This is a genomic window from uncultured Aquimonas sp. (assembly GCF_937888285.1).
Classification (GTDB): domain Bacteria; phylum Pseudomonadota; class Gammaproteobacteria; order Xanthomonadales; family Xanthomonadaceae; genus Aquimonas.
Genome location: NZ_CALART010000001.1, coordinates 1 through 23,361 on the forward strand (window position 1 = coordinate 1; position 23,361 = coordinate 23,361).

Sequence of the window (23,361 nt, forward strand, 5' to 3'; positions counted from 1 at the left end):
TTCGACAGGCCAGGGATGGCCTGTCCGAAAACCCCGACCGACTCACGCGAACCCTTCGCGCACGGATGCGCCAAGGGCGCGAACGAGGGGTGGCCTTCTCTTTGGTTACTTTCTCTGACTCCGGGCATCCTGCCCTCCGCCCCTCCGGGGCCGCCTTCGGCGTTCGCGCCGCTCCTGCGGCGCAGTGGCCACGCAAGAGAAAGTGACTCGGGCCGGCCGCACGCGGGAATGGCCATGGATGGCCATGCTTTGGGAGCGCGGAAGGACGGACCGAAAGCTCTTGCTCTTCGCTTCAAGCGACCAAGCGACCAAGCGAAACCGGGGCGAGCGTCGAGCTCATGGTGGGCCGGGGCCCACCCTATGCCCGCTCGCGCGCGATCGCCCGGTAGCCGATGTCGCGACGGTAGAAGCCGCCCTCGAAGCGGATGCCGCGAGCCACGCCGTAGGCGCGCTCCGCCGCTTCGGCCACGGTCGCGCCGAGCGCACAGACGGTCAGGACGCGGCCGCCCGAAGTCAATACGCGGCCCTCGGATTCGACCGTTCCGGAGTGGAACACCTGGGCGTCCAGCGGCAGCGTGTTGTCGAGGCCGTGGATCTCATCGCCGCCGCGCGGCCGCGCCGGGTAGCCGCCGGCCGCCATCACCACGCCCAACGAGGGTCGCGGGTCCCAGTCGACCTCTATCTGATCGAGGCGCGCATCCAGCGCCGCTTCCACGAGTTCGACCAGGTCCGAGCGCAGCCGGAGCATGATGGGCTGGGTTTCCGGGTCGCCGAAACGGACGTTGAATTCCAGCACCTTGGGCGCGCCGGCCTTGTCGATCATCACGCCGGCATAGAGGAAGCCGGTGAAGGGCGCGCCTTCGGCGGCCATCGCCGCCAGCGTCGGCTCGATCACCTCACGACGGATGCGCGCATCGACCTCGGGGGTGACCACCGGCGCCGGCGAGTAGGCGCCCATGCCGCCGGTGTTGGGGCCGAGGTCGCCCTCGTCGCGGCGCTTGTGGTCCTGCGAGGTCGCCATCGGCTGGTAGTGCCGGCCATCGCAGAGCGCGATGTAGCTGGCCTCTTCGCCTTCGAGAAACTCCTCGATCACCACCCGCGCCGAGGCCTCGCCCAGCGAGTGGGCGCCGAGCATGTCGTGCAGGGCCTGTTCGGCGTCCGCCAGCGTCAGCGCCACCACCACGCCCTTGCCGGCGGCGAGGCCATCGGCCTTGACCACGATCGGCGCGCCCACCTTGTGCAGGTAGGCCAGCGCCGGCTTGAGTTCGGTGAACACGCCGTAGTGCGCGGTGGGGATGTTGTGGCGGGCCAGGAAATCCTTGGCGAAGGCCTTGCTGCCTTCGAGCTGCGCAGCGATGCGCTTCGGGCCGAAGCAGCGCAGGCCGGCAGCGCCGAAGCGGTCGACCACGCCGGCCACGAGCGGCGCCTCGGGGCCGACCACGGTCAGGCCGACGTGCTCATCGCGCGCCAGCTTCAGCAGGCCGTCGATGTCGGTGGCCGACACCGCCACGTTGCGGCAGCGCGGCTCGCGCGCGGTGCCGGCATTGCCGGGCGCCACCAGAACCTCGCTGACCTTGGGCGACTGCGCCAGCTTCCAGGCCAGCGCGTGTTCGCGGCCACCGCCGCCGATCACCAGAACCTTCATGCCGCTCTCCTCAAGTACGAATCAGTGTGGGCGCGAGGCGTGCTCGCGACGCTCTTCTTTTGGCTTCGCTTGCTGGAAGCGAAGGCAGGTTGTTTGAGGGATTGAATGCTCGCGGCGAGCCCGCCCCCTCTCCCCCAACCCCTCTCCCTCGAGGGGAGAGGGGAGCAGATCCGGCCAGTCTGGATCCAACTCGCAGATCCGTGGCTTGCGGCTTCAAGCCCCTCTCCCCTTGAGGGAAGCGGAGGAGAGCGTTGGTTGGCTGCCGGTGGCAGCCAACGCTCTCCGAAGCCCGAGCGAAGCGAAGGCCTGGTTGGGGAGAGGGGTCAGGAGCCTTGCGGCAAGCGTGCCCCCCTCTCTCCCCCTGCGGGAGAGAGGCTCAACGATCAATGCCGGAAATGCCGCCGCCCGGTAAACACCATCGCCATGCCGTGCGCGTCGGCCGCCGCGATGACTTCGGCATCGCGCATCGAGCCGCCCGGCTGGATCACCGCGGCGATGCCTGCAGCCGCTGCTGCGTCAATACCGTCACGGAACGGGAAGAAGGCGTCCGAGGCCATCACCGAGCCGGGCACGACAAGCCCCGCTTCCTCGGCCTTCAGTCCAGCGATCCTGGCACTGACCACGCGGCTCATCTGGCCGGCGCCGATGCCGATGCTGCGCTGGTCGCGCGCATAGACGATCGCATTCGACTTGACGTACATCGCCACCTTCCAGGCGAACAGCAGGTCGGCCAGCTGCTTCACATCCGGCTGCTGCTTCGTCACGCAGCGCAGGTCGGCGACGGTGAGTGCGTCGGTGTCGGCGTCCTGCACCAGCAGGCCGCCGTTGATGCGCTTGTATTCGAGGCCCATCGCCGCGCCGCCGAGATCACCGCAGGCCAGCACGCGCACGTTGGGCTTCTTCTTGAACTCGGCCAGTGCGGCTTCGTCCACGTCCGGCGCGATGACAACCTCGACGAACTGCCGCCGCAGGATCTCGGCCGCGGTGGCTGCATCCAGAGTGCGGTTGAAGGCGATGATGCCGCCGAAGGCCGAGGTCGGGTCGGTGGCGTAGGCGAGGTCATAGGCGGCGCCCAGCGACTCCGACACGGCCACGCCGCAGGGGTTGGCGTGCTTGACGATCACGCAGGCCGGCGCATCGAACTGGCGCACGCATTCGAGCGCGGCATCGGCATCGGCGAGGTTGTTGTAGGACAGCTCCTTGCCCTGCAGGAAGCGCGAAGTCGCCACCCGGCCCGCGCCGGTATTCGGCTCCAGATACAGCGCGCCGCGCTGGTGCGGGTTCTCGCCGTATCTCAAGCTCACCGCGTGCTTGAGCGACAGATGCAGGGTGCTCGGCCATTCGGCCGGCGCTTCCACATCGGCCGCGCGCGGCGACAGCCATTCGGCGATGCGGCCGTCGTAGTGCGCGGTGTGGGCATAGGTCTTGGCGGCGAGCTCGCGGCGCAGCGCGGAATCAGTGCCGCCTGCGGCCAGCGCGGCTTCGATGCGCGCGTAATCGGCTGGGTCCACCACCACGCTCACGCGCGCGTGGTTCTTGGCGGCGGCGCGCAGCATCGCCGGACCGCCGATGTCGATGTTCTCGACCGCGTCCTCATAGCTGCAGTCGGGCTTGGCGACCGTGGCCTCGAAGGGATACAGGTTCACCACCAGCAGGTCGATCGGCGCGATGCCGTGCTCGGCCATGACGCCGGCATCGACGTCCTCGCGGCCCAGCAGGCCGCCGTGCACGCGCGGATGCAGGGTCTTGACCCGGCCGTCCATGATTTCGGGGAAGCCGGTGACTTCGGAGACATCGCGCACAGCCAGCCCGGCCTCACGCAGGGCGCGGGCGGTGCCGCCGGTGGACAGCAGTTCGACGCCGGCCTTCGCCAGCGCCTGGGCCAGCGGAATCAGCCCGGTCTTGTCGGAAACGGAGAGCAGGGCGCGGCGGATCGGTTGCAGCGAGGCAGTCATCGGTGGACTCGGCGGAAGGGAAGGCGGGAGACCTTCGCGCCGCACCTCGATCGCGCAGCGCGTGAGGTGGAATCTGTCTGCTGTCAGGCCAGCCCGTATTGGCGCAGCTTCTTGCGCAGGGTGGCGCGGTTGATGCCCAGCACCTCGGCGGCGCGCACCTGCTTGCCCTCGCAGTGGCGCATGACCTCGGCCAGCATCGGCGCTTCGACCTCGGCCATCAGCAGGGCGTACAGGTCGCCATTGGCGTGGTCGTCCATGTCGGTGAGGTAGCGCGCCACCGCGCGCGAAACGGCGCTGCGCAGGGGCGAGCCGCTGGTGCCATCGATCTCGACCGCTGCGTCCGATCCGTTGACCGGGGTGGATTCATTACGCAGGGCGAGAAGGTTCACGGGCAGGCTCCAGCAGCATCACTCGACAAAGCTGCGCAAGACCCGACCGCGAGGAACGCGTGGGCGAGGCAGCAGTCGTGGGGGCCGTGGATTCTAGCAAGAGGATTCCGCCTGGGAAGTGCCTTGCCCCGCGATGTCCCGCACCTGTCCACTCGAATTCTTCGCCGCATACGAATGCAAAGGGCGCCGCGAGGGCGCCCTTTGCCTTGCCTTTCAGGCTGATGGCGGAATCTGCTGCAGCGGATTCAAGAAACCCGATGCCGCCTTCTTTTTTCTTGTCGCCTCAGGCCGCGTCGCGCTTCGCGCCATCGTGGAACTGCTCTTCCTCCGTGGAACCCTTCAGCGCCGTGGTCGAGCTCTGCCCGCCCTGGATGGTCTGGGTCACCGCATCGAAGTAGCCGGTGCCGACTTCGCGCTGGTGCTTGACCGCGGTGAAGCCGCGCTCGGCGGCGGCGAATTCGGCTTCCTGCAGCTCAACGAAGGCGCTCATCTGGTTGCGCGCGTAGCCATAGGCCAAGTTGAACATCGAGTAGTTGAGGCTGTGGAAGCCGGCCAGGGTGATGAACTGGAACTTGTAGCCGTAGCTCGCGATTTCCTTCTGGAACTTGGCGATGGTGGCGTCGTCCAGGTTCTTCTTCCAGTTGAAGCTGGGCGAGCAGTTGTAGGCCAGCATCTTGCCCGGGAACTTGGCGTGGATGGCCTCGGCGAACTTGCGCGCGAACTCCAGATCCGGCTTGCCGGTCTCGCACCAGACCAGGTCGGCATAGGGCGCATAGGCCAGGCCACGGCTGATCGCCTGGTCGAGGCCATTCTTGGTCTTGAAGAAGCCCTCGACGGTGCGCTCGCCGGTGGTGAAGGGGCGGTCGTTCGGATCGATGTCCGAGGTCAGCAGATCGGCGGCTTCGGCGTCGGTGCGGGCGACGATGAGCGTGGGCACGCCCATGATGTCGGCGGCCAGACGCGCGGCGTTGAGCTTCTCCACGGCCTCACGCGTCGGCACCAGCACCTTGCCGCCCATGTGGCCGCACTTCTTGACCGAGGCCAGCTGGTCCTCGAAGTGCACGCCGGCGGCACCCGCCTCGATCATCGCCTTCATCAGCTCGAACGCATTCAGCACGCCGCCGAAGCCGGCCTCGGCGTCGGCCACGATCGGCGCGAACCAGTCGATGTCGTCCTTGCCCTCGGCGTGGTGCAGCTGGTCGGCGCGGGCCAGGCAGTTGTTGATGCGCTTGACCACCTGCGGCACCGAGTTCGCCGGATACAGGCTCTGGTCGGGATACATCTCGCCGGCGATGTTGGCATCGGCCGCGACCTGCCAGCCCGACAGATAGATCGCCTGCAGGCCGGCCTTGACCTGCTGCATGGCCTGGTTGCCGGTGAGCGCGCCGAGCGCGTTGACGAAGGGCATTTCGTGCAGCTGGCGCCACAGGCGCTCGGCGCCGCGACGGGCCAGCGAGTGCTCGATGTGCACGGTGCCGCGCAGGCGCACCACATCGGCGGCGCTGTAGTTGCGGGTGATGCCCTTCCAGCGCGGGTGGGTGTCCCAGTCGCGCTGCAGTTCTTCGGCGGTCGGCAGGTGGTGGCTCATGGCGGTGTCCTTCTCGTGCTCTCGGGGTCGGGGTGTCGAAGCGGTGCGGCTCAGGCGTGATCGAGGCGGCCATAGGCCGGCAGGGTGATGAAGTCTTCAAGGCTGTCGGCGCGAGTCAGCTCGGCCAGCAGCTGGGTGGCCTCCTTGATCCGCGCCTGACCGGGCAGGCCGCTGCGCGGCAGGCGCTGCTCCACCGTGCTGATGGCGCGCTCGAACAGCGCCATGTCGATGCGATCGCCGTCGTCGAAGCGCTGGTCCGGCGTGTGCAGCCACTGCCAGAGCTGGGCGCGGCTGATCTCGGCGGTGGCGGCGTCTTCCATCAGGTTGTGGATGGGCACGCAGCCCATGCCATCGAGCCAGGCCGCGAGATAGCGCACGCAGACGTCGATGTTGGCGTAGAAGCCCTCGCGGGTGATCGTGCCGACCGAGGCGTGGATCAGCAGGTCGCGATCCACGCGCACGTCGTCGCGACGCACGTGCAGCTGGTTCGGCGTCGGCATGTGCTTGTCGAAGATCTCGCGCGCCACCGGAATCAGGCCCGGATGCGCGACCCAGGTGCCGTCGTGGCCGGCGGTGACCTCGCGCAGCTTGTCGGCGCGCACGCGGGCCAGCGCTTCCTCGTTGGCGACCGGGTCGCTCGGAATCGGGATCTGCGCGGCCATGCCGCCCATGGCATTCGCACCGCGGCGGTGGCAGGTCTGGATCAGCAGCTCGGAATAGGCCTTCAGGAACGGCACCGTCATCGTCACCTGGCTGCGGTCGGGCAGCACGCGGTCGGGGTGGCGGCGGAAGGTCTTGATGTAGCTGAAGATGTAGTCCCAGCGCCCGCAGTTGAGGCCAACGATGCGACAGCGCAGGGCGTGCAGGATCTCGTGCATCTCGAACACCGCCGGCAGGGTCTCGATCAGCACGGTGGCCTTCATGCAGCCGACCGGCAGGCCGAGGCGGTTCTCGACGAAGGCCATGGCCTCGTCCCAAAGCGCGGCTTCCTCGAAGGCCTGCATCTTCGGCAGGTAGAAGTAGGGCCCGCGATCGCGCGCCTGCAGCGTGCGGCCGTTGTGGAAGGCGAACAGGGCCATGTCGAACAGGCTGCCCGACATCGGCTGGCCGTCGACGCGGAAATTGGCCTCATCGAGATGCCAGCCGCGCGGACGCACGATCAGGGTGGCCAGGCCTTCGGCTTTAAGCGCGTAGCGCTTGCCCTCGGGCGAGGTGAACTCGATGCTGCCGGCGACCGCGTCCATCAGGTTGATCTGGCCGTCCAGCATGTTGCGGCGGGTGGGGCTCGACGAATCCTCGAAGTCGGCCATGAACACCTTCGCGCCCGAGTTCAGCGCGTTGATGATCATCTTGCGGTCGACCGGCCCGGTGATCTCGACGCGGCGGTCGCGCAGCGCCTCGGGGATCGGCGCGACGGTCCAGTCGCTCTCGCGGATCTCGCGGGTCTCGGGGCGGAAGTCCGGCAGGGCGCCGCCATCGATCCGAGCCTGCCAGGCGCGGCGTGCCTGCAGCAGCCGCTGGCGGGTCGGCTCGAAGCGACGGTGCAGCTCGGTGAGCAGGGCCACGGCCTCGGGCGTGAGCACGCGCTGCACTCGCGGATCGGCGGCGGCCTCTGGCGAAAAGCTCTGGGCGGCGCTGCTGGGGGCCATGGGCGTGCTCCGGTGGATCGGGGCGTTTGACCTTATGGCGCAGCGCAGCGTTTGCCTAAGCAAATGTTTCAATGTTTTCGATTATCAAATCAAATACCAGAAAGTCCTAACCGCGAAAATCCCCTTCAAACAAGCGTTTGAGGGTCACGCTCGCGGTCGCAACAGCCTCGAAGCGGCGGCGAAGTCGCGCCGCATCGGCCCGCCACAGGGCCGAAGCCGAACCAAAAACCACCGCAGCGCGCGCCTGGAAGGCCGGCGCGGACCGTCGTGCCCACCGCGTCTCGCGCCTGGGCTGCCCATGCCGAGCGCAGACCACGCCGCAGCCTCCCTGGGCGATTCCGCTGCTCGCGCTACGGCGCCTGGCGGCCACGTTCCGCTTCGCGGCCCGCGACTTGCATCGAGGCTGCCATCGATTCCGCGCCCCATGCAGGCGCGGAACCCCATCGGGAGTTCGCCATGCGAACGCTGGAAGAACAGGACGTCGTGCTGGGTCGACCGCTCGCCCAGGCGGTCTACGACGTCGACGGCAAGCTGCTGCTGGAGCGCGGGCACGTGGTGCGCAGCGCCAGCATCCGCAGCGCGCTGTTGGAACGCGGCTTCCTGAAGGACGAGGAGGCGGCAGCCCCGGCGCCGGAGGCCACCGCCGTCGCCTTCGCGGGCGCGCCGCTCACCAGCTCGCTGGTGATGCAGCCTTCCGTGTTCGCTGGCCTGCGCAGCGTGCTCGACGCCCTGGTCGACGTGCAGCAGCTCCTGCTGCGCGGCGAAGCGCAGGGGCTGAGCGGCCTCCAGCACCTCAACGGCTTGCTCAAGGCCTACGCCCGATCCGATGTCGATGCCGCGATGGCGGCCATGCAGCTGAGCGACCCCGAGGACGGCTTCAGCGCCCGCCCCATCCATGCTGCCCTGCTGGTGCGCATGCTCGGCGCCAGCGCTGGACTCGACGAGCCCACGATCGACAGCCTGAGCGGCGCCGCGCTCAGCCACGACCTGGCCCTGCTGCCGCAGGCCGCCACCCTGCACCGGCAGGCCGCGCCGATCAGCGCCGGCCAGCGCGAGGACATCGACCGCCACACCTTGCAGGCAGCCGCCCTGCTGCAGACCGCCGGGCTGCAGGATGGCGTCTGGCTGGATGCGGTGCTGCACCACCATGAGCGTCTCGACGGCAGCGGCTATCCGCATCGGCTCGGCGGCGATGAAATCAGCCGCGGCACCCGCGTGGTGACCCTGGTCGACACCTACTGCGCGATGATCCGGCCGCGCGCCTACCGCGGCGCGGTGCAGTCGAAGGACGCCCTGCGCGCGCTGTTCCTGGAGCGCGGCACCGCCGTCGACGAGGCCCTGACCGCGCTGTTCATCAAGCAGGTCGGCCTGTACCCGCCCGGCGGCATCGTGCGGCTGGCCAGCAACGAGGTCGCCATCGTCACCCGCCGCGGCGAGAACACGACCCAGCCGCAGGTGCGGCGCCTGCTGAAGTCCGACAGCACGCCCGACATCGACCGCATCGCCCGCGACACCGCCGACCCGCGCTATGCGATCGCCGAATCCCTGCCGCAGGACAGCTACCGCGCGCTGTTGAGGGGCATCGAACGTCTGTGGGATTGAAGCGCGCCGGCACGACGTCGACCGGACAGTGATCTGCGCAATCTCAACCAACCCGCGCGGACGCGGTGCCTGGACCGACCGCAGCGACGGCACGCACGCGCTCCCGTTGGATCGGAAGCCCTTGCTGCGCGAGCAGCTCAGGGCGGCGAAGCCTCGAAGCCGTCGGCGAACAGGGCGCTGCGCTGCGGCGAGCGCCAGGTGCGCTGCAGGAGGGAGGTCGATGTCCCTGCCAGCCCGCTGCGGTATTGCGCGGTGACCCGCAGCCACTGGCCACCGAGCGCTGCGGGTGCCGACACGCACCAGCGCGTGCCCTCACGCTGGGCATCGCCGAGCAGTTGCCATTGGTCGCCGGTGTCCGAGCGCTCGAAGCGGGCGGCGAAGGGCCGCGGGGCCGCGCCTTCAGCGCTCCAGCAGAGCCGCGTGTCGGCCTGCTCCAGAAACCAGCGGTAGCGCGCCGGCTCGCGCAGGGCCAGCCGCGTGAAGCCCCCGCGCGAGCTGCCGCCGATGGCGACAGTCAGACCGCTGATCAGCAGATGCGCCCGGTCGTCCAGCGCCAGCGCGAAGACGAGTAAGCCCGTGGTCGGGTCCACTCCCGGGGTCGCGAACTCCGGGTCGCGGGCCCCGTTGTCGAGCAGGCGGGTGATCCCGGCCTGGGCCTGCCCCTGCACATTGCGGAAATCGCCGCCGACGATGACGCGCCCATCGGCCTGCTGCACCGCCGTGCGCACCGCGCCGTCCAGGCCGGCATCGGCGCGGAAGGTCGGGTCAAAGCGCCCGTCCGGAAGCAGCCTCACCAGATGTCGCCGTGGCTCGCCCCCGATCGCGCTGAAGTTGCCGCCCAGCAGCAGGCGGCCGTCGTCCAGCTCGAGGATCAGATCGATCGTTCCGGCGACACCGTCCGGCACATCGAAGCCCGCCGCGAGCTGTCCGTCGGAGCCGAGCATCGCGAGGCCGCGCCGCGGCTGTCCCTGGTAGGTGTCGAACAGGCCGGCCACCAGCACGCGTCCGTCGCGCAGCACGCGCGCCGCGGTGACGCGCGAGGCATTGCCCCCGGCTGGAGCGAAGCTGGGATCCAGGCTGCCATCGGCGAGCAGGCGCCCCAGCGAGGGGCGCCCCACGCCGTTGATCGACGTGAACTGCCCATAGGCCAGCCAACGGCCCTGCGGATCGCGACTGAGACCCAGCATTTCCGTTGTGCCGCCCCCCAGGATCGACGCGAACGGCGCCAGCACGGTCGAGTTCGCGTCCATGCGCACGAAGCCCTCGCGGGTCAGTGCGCCGGCGCGGGTGAAATTGCCGCCCAGCAGCGTGCTGCCATCGTAGTCGAGCCACTGGACGAAGGCCTCGGCGAAACTGCCCGAGCGCGTCAGCCCGCTGGCCACGCCGAAGCTGGGATCCAGGACGCCATCGCGCGACCAGCGCGCCAGGCTGGCCCGGACTTCAGCGTTCACCCGGTTGAAGCCGCCTGCCAGCACCGGGCGCTTGCGTGTATCGAGGGCCAGCGCGTAGGCGATACCGGCGACAGATGAAGTGCTGAGGAGCGGCCGCTCGCGCAGCCCCTCCTCATCGAAGCGCACGAGGCCGCGCTGCAGGGCGCCGCCAACGGTCACGAAATCCCCGCCCACCAGCAGACCGCCGTCGGCCTGCACCAGCAGGGCACGTGCGCCGCGCGTGTCGAGCGCATCGGGCTCGAAGCCGCCGTCCAAGCCGCCGTCGGCGCGCAATCGGGCGAAGCCCCCCATGGGCACGCCGGCGACGCGGTCGAAGCTTCCCGCCAGCAGAATGCGATCGAGCTCGTCGATCGCCAGCGCATGTACCCCGGTACCGCCCAGCACCTGCGGATCGACGCCGCCGTCGAGACCGCCGTCCGCGTCGAGCCGCAGCAGGGCCCGCACAGCACTCTGCGCCTGGGTGGTGAACTGGCCGCCCACCCATAGCCGTTCGGAGCGGTCGAGCCGCAGGGCCTGCACCACCCCGTTCAACTCGGGCAGCGCCGCAAGCGCGAGGGCGCGACCCGCGCGGTCGAGGAGGGCGAGGCGCGCCGCCGGCTGTGCGTCGAACCCGGTGAATTCGCCGCCGATCCAGAGCCGACCGTCCGCGCGCTGCACCAGCGCCCGCACGCGCCCGTCGGCGCCGACACCCGCGGCATAGGCGAGGTCCAGTCGGCCGTCCGCAGCGAGGCGCGCCACTCGCCCGCGCACCACACCACCGACCCGCGTGAAGGCGCCGCCGAGGATGACGCTCCCATCGGCCTGTGCCAGCAGTGCGTGCACGCTGCCATTGGGTGCCGCCGTCACGCCGACGCCCGGCAGCAGCACGCCCTCTGGGCTGAGGCGAGCGACGTGCGCGCGGGGCTGGCCGTCGACCGCGGTGAATTCGCCGCCGATCCAGACGCTGCCGTCGCGCGCCACTGCGACCGCCAGCACCCGGCCGTTTGCCCCCTTGCCCGGATCGAAGCCGGCGTCCGCTTCGCCATTGGCATGCAGGCGAGCGATACCGCGGCGCTGGGCCCCACCGATGCGCCCGAAGTCGCCGCCGACGAAGGCGCGCCCGCTGGCGTCAAGGGCCAGGGCCAGCACTTCGCCGTCGGGGTCGGGAGCGTAGAACTCCGGCAGCGCGTGGCTGGACGTGGCCGCGGTCAGCAGCCACAGGACGAGCAGGGCGGCGAGCGGGCGAAACGGGGCGCGGCCCGAATCCGGGCGAGCGTGCAGTGGGCGATCCATGGAAGCATCCAGACGTGGCCGATCGTGCCCGGGAAAGCGGGAAACCGCGCCTCGGCCCTTAAGGCAAGGCTGCGGAATCCAGCCGAACGGCGGTCTTCAATCACTGCGCCGTTCGATCCTCTCGCCTGCACGCACGGGGACGCTTCGCGGAAATGGCGAACCGATGATGTTCAACGCCCCCCGCGCCGCCGCGCGGGCCCGCGGCGCTCCCGGGCGCGCGACAACGATCAAGACGCCGTCGCGGGGGCGCCTTCGGACGCTCGCGGCGAGGCGCACTCGGTGGATACGAGGGTGTCTGGTCAACCGGATGAGTCGGGATTCGCGTCGCGCGCGGCCGCCGCGGGCGTGCAGAGGCGGCCGCAGCAGGCGGAGGGTTCTCAGGGGGCGGATGCACCCAGCGACCTGCCAAGCGCCTCCAGCTCGTTCCGCATCAGGACGCCGGGCGCCCAGACGGGCCTGAGCACATGCGCGGCGTCCTCGAAGCGCTGCCGCGCCGCCTCGCGCTGACCCGCCGCCAGCAGCGCGCGCGACCACCACAGGTCGAGCTTCGCCACATCGGGATGGCGCTCGCCCATCTCAGCCGCAAGGAAGGCGCGCGCTTCCGAGAAGTGGCGGATAGCCGCCTCGGGTTGCGATTCAAGCAGGGCGAGCCGGCCGCGCAGGCGCAGCAGCAGCATGCGGTCGAAGCGCTCTGCGACGAAGCCGCTGGCGGCAATGGCCTCCAGCTGGGCGTGGGCCTGCTGCGGCAGGCCACGCTCGACCGCAAGCACGCCGAGAAAGATGCGGCTGACCACGGTTTCGAAGTGGGCCGGCCCCAGCAGCTCAAGCCGCGTGCGCAGCGCCGCCTCCTGCAGCGACTGCGCCTCCTCGTGCTGGCCAAGGCGGGCCAGCAGATCGCCGAGGTTGCTCTGTGCACGCGCCATGGGGACGCTGCGCTCGGGCTGGACGCGCAGCCGCAGGCGCAGCGATTCGCGCAGGTAGGGCAGCGCAGACAGCGGGTCACCGCGGTCCACGGCGAGCGCACCCAGATTGTTCAGCGCCATCGCATGCTGCGGACTGTCCGCACCGTAGACGGCGATCGCGCCCTCCGCCTGCACGCGGTAGGCGAGGTCCGCCTCCTCGTAGCGCCCAAGGTCATGCAGGGCCGCGCCCAGGTCCGCCTGCGCCGTGACCGCGCCGGCGCTCTGTCGCGCGTCCGCGGACAGACTCTCCAGCAGCCGACGGTAGAGTTCGACGGCCTCTTCGCCGCGGCCCTGATCGCGCACCGCGCGGGCGATGCTGGACTCCAGCGAACGCAGCGCCGGCGAACGGGCGCCGAGGCGCGCGGCGGCGCGTGCATGGGCCGCCCGCAGGACGCGCTCGCTGTCGACGTAGCGGGCCAGCAGCCAGTACACCTCGCCCTGCTGTTCGAGCACCCGCTGCAGCGGATCGGATTCGCCTGCCGGGAGCCCATTCGCCACCCGCTCGGCCTCGTCCAGTCGGGACAGCGCTTCGTCCAGGCGGCCGGCGGATTCGAAGGCCGCCGCCTCGGCCAGCAGCACCGCCAGCGCCACGTGACCGGCGCCCGACCTTGCGCCATCGACGAAGCCGGCGTGCCCGCGCGCGCGCGCCGCCGACGCCAGCGCAGCGTCGATCTCCCGCGCCTGCGCCCGCTGGGTCGCCTGTTCGGCGGCACTGAGCGCCGCCGATGCGTGGGCGCCGGCTTCGGCGTGCAGGCGCTCGGCCGCTGCCCAGGCGCGCAGCGCCGGCTGGGGCAGACCCAGATTGCGGTGGATCGCCCCCAGAGTGTCGTACAGGCGCGCACGCACCTGCGGGTCGAGCGCAGTCTGCGCATCGACCGCCTGCAGGCCCTCGGCCAGCACGCTGCGCAGGTCGCGCTCGACAGCGCGTGGGTCGAAGGGATCGGCACCGCGGAACACGCCGACCAGCAGATCGGTGGTGCGCTCGGCGGTGCGCGCCTCGCGCTCGGCGCGGGCCTCGGCGGCCAGGGCGCGGTCGCGCTCGCGCACGAGGCCGTAGGTGAAGGCGAGGCTGGCGCAGGCAGCCAGCGCCGCCGCCGCGACGGCCCAGCGATGCCGCCGCAGGAAGCGCCCACTTCGGTACCGCCAGCCACCGGCGCGCGCCTGCACCGGCGCCCCGTCCAGCAGGCGTCGCACATCGTCGCCCAGAGCCGCCGCGCTGGGATAGCGCGCGCCCGGCTCGTCCCGCGTCGCCCGCTCGATGATCGACGCGAGATCGCGCCGCCAGCCGCGCGGCGGCGCAGGCAGCAGCTCGCGCAGGATCACGCCGAGGCTGAAGACATCGCTGGCGACACCCACGGGTTCGCCGCGCGCCTGCTCCGGGCTGGCATAGCCCGGTGTCAGCAGGCGCAGCCCCTGGGTCTCGGCGTCCTCGCCCTCGCCCATCCAGGCGGCGATGCCGAAGTCGAGCAGGCGCGCGCGGCCCCGCGCGTCCACACGGATGTTGGCGGGCTTCAGGTCGCGGTGCAGGACCAGCTGGCCATGCGCGTAGGACACCGCATCGACCACCTGCAGCCACAGCTGCAGGGCCTGCGCCGGGGCCGCGAGCGAGCGCTCGGACCAGGCCGCGAGCGTTTCGCCTTCGACGAACTCCATGGCGAGCCAGGGCTGGCCGTCTGCACTCAAGCCGCCATCCAGCAGCCGGGCGATGCCGGGATGCTCCAGCCGCGCCAGCAGCCGGCGCTCGCGCTCGAAGCGCAGGCGCCGCTCGCCATCGGGAAAGCCCCGCAGCAGCTTGATCGCCACCTGCTGCGCATACAGGCCGTCGTCGCGCAGGGCCCGGTACACCACCCCCATGCCGCCGCGGCCGACCTCTTCCAGCAGCCGCCAGGGCCCGAGGCTGCGGCCTTCGAGCCCGGCGGAGAGCTCCAGCGTGCGCGCCACCCGCACCGGTGCCTGCAGGGCCTCGCTGGTGCCCGCCTCGGCCGCCAGCAGCGAACGCACTTCAGCGCGGACCTCGGCATCTTCGCAGGCCGCGAGCAGCGCTTCGCGCGCAGTCGGATCGGCTTCGTCCGCGGCCGCATGGAACAGGGCCTCGACCTCACGCCAGCGCTCTGGATCCAGCATGTGCAGGCCTCAGGCGAGCTCACGCTTGAGGAAGGCCCGGGCGAGGCGCAGATCGCGCTCGATGGTGCCCAGCGACACGCCCAGCAACTCGGCGATCTCGGGCTGGCTCAGCCCACCGAACACATGCAGCTGCAGGGCCTGCGCCTTGCGCGCGTCCTGCGCCTGCAGTGCGCCGAGCGCGGCATCCAGGCTCAGCAGATCGGCCGCTTCCGGCAGCTCGGCCGCCAGCTCGACATCCAGCGTCACCCGCAGACCATCGCGCTTGGCCGCCAGCCGGGCACGCGCGTGATCGACGAGGATCCGCCGCATCATCAGTGCCGCGATCGCCAGCAGATGCGCGCGGTCGCGGAACGGCCCCTCGACCTCGCGCAGGCGCAGCCAGGCCTCGTGGGCGAGGTCGGTGGGGCGCAGCGTGTGCTCGGGGCGCTCGCCGCGCAGGCTGCGTGCGGCCAGCTGGCGCAGCCCGGCATAGACCTCGCGCAGCAGGGCGTCGAACGGGCGTGTGCTGGCGGCGGGCGGCGTGGCGCCGGTCGTGGCCGACCACTGTGCCAACAACGCCTCCAGCTCCATGTCCACACTGGACCGATCGAGCCCGGTCTCCATGCCCCCTGCCCCTGCTTCGCTCAACGAAGGGCGAGAGCTTAGCAACGCGGCGCAGCGGTTCCGTGCACTGGCAGTCCGGCAAGCGCTGAAACCAGGCGCCTGCGCCCGGCTGCGGCCGCGTCGCCCCTGCGGTCCGCCAGCAGGCTCAGGCGGTTCAGCCCAGCGCCGCGGCGAAGGCCTGCCGGGTGCGCTCGATGGCTGCGTCATCGATGTCCAGATGCGTGGCAAGACGGAGGCGCGGCCCGCCGATCGAGGCCAGGATGCCGGCCGCGGCGAAAGCCGCTCGCAGTGCGTCCAGCCGGGCCTCGGGCACCCGCACGAACAGCAGGTTGGTCGGCGTCGGCTCGACCTTGAGGCCCAGTGCGGCCAGGCCGCTTGCGAGTTCCGATGCCCGTCGATGGTCCTCGGCCAGACGCGCGACATGATGATCCAGCGCATGGATGCAGCCGGCGGCGAGAATGCCCGCCTGCCGCCAGCCGCCGCCCAGCACCTTGCGCCAGCGCCGCGCCTTCTCGACCAGCGCGGCGTTACCCAGCAGAACAGATCCCACCGGCGCCCCCAGCCCCTTCGACAGGCACACCGACACGCTGTCGAAGTGCCGGGTGATCTCAACGGCCGGCACGCCCTGCGCCACCGCCGCATTGAACAGGCGCGCGCCGTCGAGGTGCAGGCCGAGCCCGCGCTCCTTGCAAAGCGCGCGCGCCTCGGCGAGATAGTCCAGCGGCAGCGGCCGGCCGTGCCAGGTGTTCTCGAGGCAAAGAATCTTCGTGCGCGCGAAATGCGGATCGATCGGCTTGATCGCCGCCCGCACGGAGTCCAGGGGAATCGAGCCGTCGGCCGCCTGCGGCAGCGGCTGCGGCTGGATCGAACCCAGCACCGCCGCCCCACCGCCCTCGTACTTGTAGGTGTGCGCATCCATGCCGACGATGTACTCGTCACCGCGCTCGCAGTGCGCCATCAGCGCCAGCAGGTTCGACTGCGTGCCTGAGGGCACGAACAGCCCCGCCTCGAAGCCGAGCATGCCCGCGAGCTTCGCCTGCAGCGCATTGACCGTCGGGTCATCGCCGTAGACGTCATCGCCGACTTCGGCTGCAAGCATGGCCGCGCGCATCGCAGCGGTCGGGCGGGTGACGGTGTCGGAGCGGAGGTCGATGGGGGGCATGGGTAGCGGTGGCGACGAAGGGAATGACGAAGCCTCCATGCTCCGCGCCGGCGGGGCCAGTGTCATTGGGTGGCCTCGTCCGCCGGCGTGCGGGTGGGAGACGGGCACAGTGCGCACATGGGTCGATGAGGCCGCGCGGCCGGCACCATCACCTGCGACGCGATACGATGCGAGCGAAGTAGGCGCTGGACCTGTGCGACATCAAATCAAGGCGACAAGCTTGACACTAAGGGTCCGAGCGCTTGCACATGCAGGGAAAGCGGATTGCAGATACGGCGCGGCTAGCGGCGCGCCCATGCCATTGATTGTCCAGCGCTTACGCCCTGCTCTTTGCAAAAACTGAAACCAGCGTCTGTAGGTCCTTAGGGCTGGCCGGGACGAGTCGCGACGACTTCGCTGCCGCCAAAACAGTGTCCTGACTGCAGCCGCCGCGCGCGAGCTCGTGATCGCGCGTGCGGCCACAGCGGCAAAGCCCTGTCGCCCAGTGTCATCGTCGTGTCAGCCAACGCGGTGCTTCGGCAACGCGCATCCGGTCGCTGCAGCGCCTCCCGGGACCGGTGCAGCCCACGTCTCGTGCACGGACACGATGGAGATCGATCTCCTCTCCCCACGCCGTGCCACTAGAATGCGGGCGACCGCAAGAAGACAAACCCACGCAGACGGCGACGGACACCACGCCAGCACGGAAGATGGCTCCGGCGGACCTGGCCCAAGAACCCCGACATCGGTTGCGACGCCCTAACCTGCCCCGTGCCGCAGGCATGATTCTCGCGGGAGTTCGCTGGTTCTGGCCTGCGCTGGGTCAAGACGGAGCCGCGTGACGCAAGGCCGGTGATCACACAATCCATGCTGGACTTTCAGGCGCCTCACCCATGGCCAGAGTCAATCTGTTGAACACCGATACCAAGAGCTTTCTCGACCTGATCGGGAACGGCAAAGTCTATCGCGTGCCACCCTACCAGCGCGACTACTCCTGGCACGAGGAGCAGTGGGAAGACCTCTGGCAGGATATCGAGGCGCTGCGTGGCCAAGACGATGAACGCCACTACATGGGCGCGATGGTGGTGGAAGGCCGCTCCGACCGCGAGTTCCTGATCATCGACGGCCAGCAGCGCATCGCCACCTTGAGTGTGCTTGCGCTGGCCATTCTGGCGCGCCTCAAGGCACTGGCCGATGCGGGGCAAGATCCCGTCGACAATCAGGAGCGTCTGCGAACGCTGCGCGCGCGCTTCATCGGTGAGAAGGACCCCACCTCCCTCACCGAGTCGAGCAAGCTGTTCTTGAACGTCACTGACGACGCGTTTTACCAGGACTATCTGGTGCAGCTGCGCGCGCCGCCCAATCCGCGCAGCCTGCCGACTTCGAATCGCGCCTTGTGGGAATGCTTCCAATACTTCCGCCGTTGCATCGAGCGCAATCTGGAGCTAAACGCCTCCGGCGCGGCCTTGTCCGCCCTTCTGAACGAGACGGTCGCGCGGCAGCTGCTGTTTATCCTCATCGTCGTCGAAGACGACCTCAACGCCTACACCGTGTTCGAGACGCTCAATGCGCGCGGGCTGGAGCTGTCGGCCACCGACCTGCTGAAGAACTACCTCTTCTCGCGGGTACGCGGGCAGCAGGATCTGGATGCGCTGGGCCGGCGCTGGCACCGGCTCGTCAGCACGGTGCGGCAGGACAAGTTTCCCGAGTTCCTGCGCTACCACCTGCTGTGCGAGGAGCCCAAGATCCGGCAGCAGCGGCTTTTCAAGCTGGTGCGGGACCGAGTGAAGACCCCAGCGGAAGTATTCGATCTCGTGGACCGGCTGGAGGCTCGGGCAGAGCTTTTTGCTGCAGTGGGCGATGCCGACCACGAATACTGGAAGGAACTCGCCGACTCGCAAGGCTATGTGCGCGAGCTGCTGCTGTTCCGTGTGCGCCAGCCGATGCCTGCACTGTTTGCCGCCTGGGAGCGCTGGGGCCGCGCGGACTTCGTGCGGCTGCTCAAGCTGATCGGCGTGTTCTCATTTCGCTACACCATCGTCAGCGGCCTGAACCCCAATGACCTGGAGCCTCTATACCACGAGTTGGCCAAAGGCATTCTGTCCGGCGCCATCAACGGGCCCGCGGCTGCCTTCGGCGTGCTGCAGCGGCTGTACCCGTCGGACGAGAAGTTCACTTCCGACTTCGCCGAACTCAACCTCCGCACCAGCGGCCAGTCGGCCAAGCTGGCGCGCTATGTGTTGTGCCGGATCGAGTCGCAGGCATCGGGCATCCATCGAGACTGGCTGACCGATCCTGCGACCATCGAACACGTGCTGCCCGAGAACCCGGGGCAGGACTGGGAGGCGGCGATACCGCTCGATCGTCAGGCGCAGGCAGCGTATCGCGTGGGCAATCTCACCCTGCTGGAGAAGCGGCTCAACCGCGACGCAGGCAACCAGCGCTTCGAACACAAGCTGCCGCTGTATGCGCAGAGCGCCTACCGCATGACCTTGGCGATCCACGAGCACGCACCGCCAGAATGGACCGTCGCAGCGATTGATGAGCGCCAGCGCCAAATGGCCAAGCGTGCGGCCAGCGTTTGGCGCACTGGCTTCGAGAAGGAGGAAGGATCAGCGGTTTGAAGCCCTCGCGCGAAGGCGCCTTGAGCTCAGCTCGCTGCGGAACGCGTCGGGTTGAAAGCACTCCACACATCGGAAAGGCTACCTTGATGTAGAGGCAGTCGAAGGTGAGTCGCCATCTTTCCGGGACCAGACATGTCATCCAGATCATCACCCGTTCAGACGCATTGCTATCTGTGCGGCTGCCCGTTGGATGATGGGCGTGCAACGTCAGAAGATCATGTCGTTCCACGCCAGCTGATCTTGCGCAAACAGCCCCGTGCCCGTGGCTTCGACTATGGCCGGGTAATCCGTACCCACCAAGACTGCAACAACAGATTCAGCCCGGAACGCATGATGCAAAAGGCTCTGGCGTTGATCCGCACATTGAACGACCCGCGGCAGATGCAAGTCGTCGGTCAGAGAGGCAACGAACTGCTGCTAGACACTGCCTGCCTGTCTGACTTCAGCCAGAACGACTTCGAATTTTTCGGGTTGGATCATGGACTGCCAGCCACCGCGAGCGATCTTTTGGATTCGTTGGGACGGGCTACCGAGGTCGTCACTTCGGCCCTTACCAAGAGTGCTTGCGCACTCCTCGTTGACCGCTATCTCCCGGGGGTTCCGAGCGCCTGGAGCGTTCTAGCGGCCCCCAAGAACTCAGCAGAACCCAATGTGTGCCTTCACTCGATACTCGGGGATCAACGTCCCTTCGAGGTTGCGACAAACATCTACGCCAAGCGGCTCGGAGATCGGCTAGAAGACTTCGTCGTCGCCTATGTGGTTCGCCAGTTCGTGCTGCTTCTCTACTTCCGATTCTCGGCCGACACCCCGTACGCACGGCAGGTTGGCAGAGTGATGACAGAGGACGGAGGAGGCCTGCTGAAATGGAAAGGACACAGCCTGATGGAGCTGTGCGCGAGTCCATCGCCTTGGAGAGAGGTCTCCGTGTAGCCGGTCTGAATCGCTTCGAACAGCCCACAGCACAAGGCCGCCCGAAGGCGGCCTTGCACACATCAGGATCGGCAGCCCCCGACCTCACTCATCCAGCGTCAGCAGCGAGGCATTGCCGCCCGCCGCCGTGGTGTTGATGGTCAGCGTGCGCTCGGTGGTGAAGCGCAGCAGGTAGTGCGGGCCGCCGGCCTTGGGGCCGGTGCCGGACAGGCCTTCGCCGCCGAAGGGCTGCACGCCGACGACCGCACCGATCTGGTTGCGGTTGACGTAGCAGTTGCCGACGCGGACGCGCTTGCTGATCTTTTCCACGGTCTCGTCGATGCGCGAGTGGATGCCGAGCGTGAGGCCGTAGCCGGTGGCGTTGATGGCGTCGATGACCTGGTCCAGCTCGCTGCCCTGCCAGCGGATCACGTGCAGCACCGGGCCGAAGACTTCGCGCTTGAGCATCGCGAGGTTCGGGATCTCGTAGGCGCGCGGGGCGAAGTAGGTGCCCTTGCTGCATTCGGCCGGCAGCGGGGCCACGGCGATCAGTTTGGCCTCGGCATCCATGCGCGCGGCGTGTGCATCGAGGATGCCCTTGGCCTCTTCGTCGATGACCGGGCCGATGTCGGTGCTGAGCAGGCCGGGGTCGCCGATCTTCAGCTCAGCCATGGCGCCGGCCAGCATGTGCACGACCTTGTCGGCGATGTCGGCCTGCACGAACAGCACGCGCGCCGCCGAACACCGTTGCCCGGCTGAACCAAAGGCGCCGCTGATGGCGTCCTTGACCAGCTGCTCGGGCAGCGAGGAGGAATCGGCGATCAGCGCGTTCTGGCCGCCGGTTTCGGCGATCAGCACGCCGATCGGGCCGTCGCGTTCGGCCAGGGTGCGATTGATCAGGCGCGCGACTTCGGTGGAGCCGGTAAAGGCCACGCCGGCGATGCGCGGGTCGCGGGTCAGCGGCGCGCCGACCGTGGGGCCGTCGCCCGGCACCAGCTGCAGCACGTCCTCAGGCACGCCGGCTTCGTGCAGCAGCTTCACCGCCGCGTGCGCGATCAGGGTGGTCTGCTCGGCCGGCTTGGCAATCACCGCATTGCCAGCGACCAGGCCGGCGACCACCTGGCCGATGAAGATCGCCAGCGGGAAGTTCCAGGGGCTGATGCAGACGAACACGCCGCGGCCGTGCAGGTGCAGGGTGTTGCTCTCGCCGGTCGGGCCGGGCAGCACTTCCGGCTGGTTGAACAGGCGGCGGCCTTGGACTGCGTAGTAGCGGCAGAAGTCGACCGCCTCACGCACCTCGGCGATGCCGTCGGCCAGCGTCTTGCCGGCTTCGCGCGTGGCCAGGGCCATGAACTCGGGCATGCGCTGCTCCATCAGGCTCGCCGCGTGCTCGATGATCTTGGCGCGCGAGGCCGCCGGCAGCGCATCCCAGCCGTGCTGGGCTTTCTCGGCATTGGCGATCGCACGCTCGACGGTTGCGGCATCGGCGGCCTGCCAGCGGCCCAGCACCTGGCTGCGATCGCTGGGCGAGCGCACGTCCACCCAGGCGCCGGCGGAACTCGCGCCCGGCACCAGCGGCTTGACCTCGATCGGGAAGCGGACCGCGTTCATGCGTTCGGCCAGGGCGCGCAGCGCGTTGTCGTCGGCGAGGTTGATGCCCATGGAGTTGGCTCGTTCGGTTCCGTAGAGGTGGACAGGCAGGGGAATGCGCGGATGCGCGGCGTTGGCATAGCCGCGCACGGTCTCGGTGGGGTCGGCCACCAGTTCGACCGGGCTGATCGCGGGATCGGTGATGCGGTTGACGAAGCTGGAGTTGGCGCCGTTCTCCAGCAGGCGGCGCACCAGGTAGGGCAGCAGATCCTCGTGGCTGCCGACCGGCGCGTAGACGCGGCAGGGCGTGTTGAGGCGATCAGGGCCGATCACTTCGGCGTAGAGGTCGTCGCCCATGCCGTGCAGCTTCTGGAACTCGAAGCGCGGGGCGGCGGTGGGCTCGACCGGGCCCAGCATTTCCAGCGCCATGTGATGGATCGCAGCGATGGTGTGGGCGTTGTGCGAGGCGAACATCGGGTACAGCGCGTCGATATGGCCGAGCATGCGCCGCGCGCAGGCGAGGTAGCTCAGGTCCGTGTTGGGCTTGCGGGTGAACACCGGGTAGCCGGCCTGGCCTTCGACCTGGGCGCGCTTCACTTCCGCATCCCAGTAGGCGCCCTTGACCAGTCGCATCGGGATGCGGCGCCCCGCCTTGCGGGCGGCATCGGCGACCAGATCGATCACCTGCGGCGCGCGCTTCTGGTAGGCCTGCACGGCAAGCCCATAGCCCTGCCAGCCGTCCAGCGCGGGGTCGGCGAAGACGTTCAGGATCAGATCGAGGCTGAGCTCCAGCCGGTCGGTTTCCTCGGCGTCAATCGTGAAGCCAATCCCCTGAGCGCGCGCGAGCTTCGCGAGCTCCAGCACGCGCGGCGCCAGCTCGGCCATGACGCGGGCGCGCTTGCCGTGCTCGTAGCGCGGATGCAGGGCGGAGAGCTTGACCGAGATGCTCGGCGCATCGAACACATCGGCGAAGGGGCCAGTGCTGCCGATCGCGAGGATGGCCTTGCGGTAGGCCTCGAAGTAGCGGTCGCCGTCGGGCTGGGTCAGCGCACCCTCGCCGAGCATGTCGTAGCTGTAGCGGTAGCGGGCGTTCTCGCCCTTCTTGCTGCGCTTCAGCGCCTCTTCGATGGTGCGGCCCATGACGAACTGGTGGCCCATGATCTTCATGGCCTGGCGCACGGCCAGACGCACCACCGGCTCGCCGGCGCGACCGACCAGGCGACGCAGCGCACCGACGAAGTTGCTGCGGGTTTCCTCGGCCAGATTGACCATGCGGCCGGTCAGCATCAGGCCCCAGGTGCTGGCGTTGACGAACAGCGAATCGCTCTGGCCAACATGCTTGCCCCAGTCGGCATCACCCAGCTTGTCGCGGATCAGGCGATCGGCGGTCTCGCTGTCGGGAATGCGCAGCAGGGCTTCCGCCACGCACATCAGCAGTACGCCCTCTTCGCTGGAGAGGTCGTACTCGCGCATGAAGGCTTCGATGGCGCCCTGGTCCTGCGCGCGTTTGCGCACGCGCTCGACCAGATCGACGGCGGTGGCCTGGATGCGCGCGCGCGCGTCGGCATCGAGCTGCAGCTCGCCCAACAGGGCGCGCACGGCCTCGTCTTCGTCACGCAGCCAGGCAGCAGTCAGGGCGGCGCGCAGCGGTTCGCTGGCGGCCGGGAGTTCCGGGGTCAGGATGGGGGTGTTCACGCAGGCAACCTTGCAGGGGCGAGCGGCCGCCGCGCCGGACCGGCTCAGCAGGGCCGGCGCCTAGTCTAGGGCGGGGCTGGTGCGTGCGGAAGCGTTTGGAGCTTGGGGCCGGGAATCGGGAATCGGGAATCGGGAATCGGGAATCGGGAATCGGGAATCGGG

General features: G+C 69.2%; 13 protein-coding genes. 3 read left to right on the forward strand and 10 right to left on the reverse strand.

What is annotated here, in order from left to right; translation table 11 throughout:
• Window positions 1-358: 358 nt before the first annotated feature.
• The 5 genes from purD to aceB form a co-directional block, all read right to left on the reverse strand.
• A complete protein-coding gene (gene purD, locus Q0654_RS00005; RefSeq protein ID WP_298849204.1) occupies window positions 359-1,645 on the reverse strand; it encodes a phosphoribosylamine--glycine ligase in 1,287 nt (428 codons plus the stop codon).
• 383 nt (window positions 1,646-2,028) lie between these two features.
• Window positions 2,029-3,600, reverse strand: a complete 1,572-nt coding sequence (gene purH, locus Q0654_RS00010) for a bifunctional phosphoribosylaminoimidazolecarboxamide formyltransferase/IMP cyclohydrolase (RefSeq protein ID WP_298849205.1) — start codon at window positions 3,598-3,600, stop codon at window positions 2,029-2,031.
• Window positions 3,601-3,683: 83 nt separating this feature from the next.
• Window positions 3,684-3,926, reverse strand: coding sequence for a helix-turn-helix domain-containing protein (locus Q0654_RS00015; protein ID WP_298849224.1), 243 nt, complete (start codon window positions 3,924-3,926; stop codon window positions 3,684-3,686).
• A gap of 346 nt (window positions 3,927-4,272) precedes the next feature.
• Window positions 4,273-5,577: an isocitrate lyase gene (gene aceA, locus Q0654_RS00020; RefSeq protein ID WP_298849206.1), complete on the reverse strand. Its 1,305-nt coding sequence runs from the start codon at window positions 5,575-5,577 to the stop codon at window positions 4,273-4,275.
• Between the two features lie 50 nt (window positions 5,578-5,627).
• On the reverse strand, window positions 5,628-7,226 hold the full coding sequence (gene aceB / locus Q0654_RS00025) for a malate synthase A (protein ID WP_298849207.1): 1,599 nt from the start codon (window positions 7,224-7,226) through the stop codon (window positions 5,628-5,630).
• Between the two features lie 456 nt (window positions 7,227-7,682).
• Here aceB and Q0654_RS00030 point away from each other — a divergent pair, with 456 nt between their 5' ends.
• Window positions 7,683-8,828 carry an HD domain-containing phosphohydrolase gene (locus Q0654_RS00030; RefSeq protein ID WP_298849208.1) on the forward strand — a complete coding sequence of 382 codons (1,146 nt, stop codon included), beginning with the start codon at window positions 7,683-7,685 and terminating at the stop codon, window positions 8,826-8,828.
• A 137-nt stretch (window positions 8,829-8,965) separates the two neighbouring features.
• Here the strand turns inward: Q0654_RS00030 and Q0654_RS00035 are convergent, their stop codons facing one another.
• The 4 genes from Q0654_RS00035 to ltaE form a co-directional block, all read right to left on the reverse strand.
• A complete protein-coding gene (locus tag Q0654_RS00035; protein WP_298849209.1) occupies window positions 8,966-11,551 on the reverse strand; it encodes a delta-60 repeat domain-containing protein in 2,586 nt (861 codons plus the stop codon).
• 377 nt (window positions 11,552-11,928) lie between these two features.
• A complete protein-coding gene (locus tag Q0654_RS00040; RefSeq protein WP_298849210.1) occupies window positions 11,929-14,637 on the reverse strand; it encodes a serine/threonine-protein kinase in 2,709 nt (902 codons plus the stop codon).
• Between the two features lie 9 nt (window positions 14,638-14,646).
• Entirely contained in the window at window positions 14,647-15,240 is a 594-nt protein-coding gene (locus Q0654_RS00045) for an ECF-type sigma factor (RefSeq protein WP_298849211.1), read from the reverse strand.
• 154 nt (window positions 15,241-15,394) lie between these two features.
• Window positions 15,395-16,402, reverse strand: a complete 1,008-nt coding sequence (gene ltaE / locus Q0654_RS00050) for a low-specificity L-threonine aldolase (protein WP_298849213.1) — start codon at window positions 16,400-16,402, stop codon at window positions 15,395-15,397.
• A gap of 872 nt (window positions 16,403-17,274) precedes the next feature.
• Between ltaE and Q0654_RS00055 the strand changes: the two genes are divergently transcribed.
• A complete protein-coding gene (locus Q0654_RS00055; RefSeq protein ID WP_298849215.1) occupies window positions 17,275-19,005 on the forward strand; it encodes a DUF262 domain-containing HNH endonuclease family protein in 1,731 nt (576 codons plus the stop codon).
• A gap of 333 nt (window positions 19,006-19,338) precedes the next feature.
• Window positions 19,339-19,935, forward strand: coding sequence for a hypothetical protein (locus Q0654_RS00060; protein WP_298849218.1), 597 nt, complete (start codon window positions 19,339-19,341; stop codon window positions 19,933-19,935).
• An 84-nt stretch (window positions 19,936-20,019) separates the two neighbouring features.
• On the opposite strand, the gene putA is transcribed toward Q0654_RS00060, so the two are convergent.
• Entirely contained in the window at window positions 20,020-23,199 is a 3,180-nt protein-coding gene (gene putA / locus Q0654_RS00065; protein WP_298849220.1) for a bifunctional proline dehydrogenase/L-glutamate gamma-semialdehyde dehydrogenase PutA, read from the reverse strand.
• Window positions 23,200-23,361: the final 162 nt, after the last annotated feature.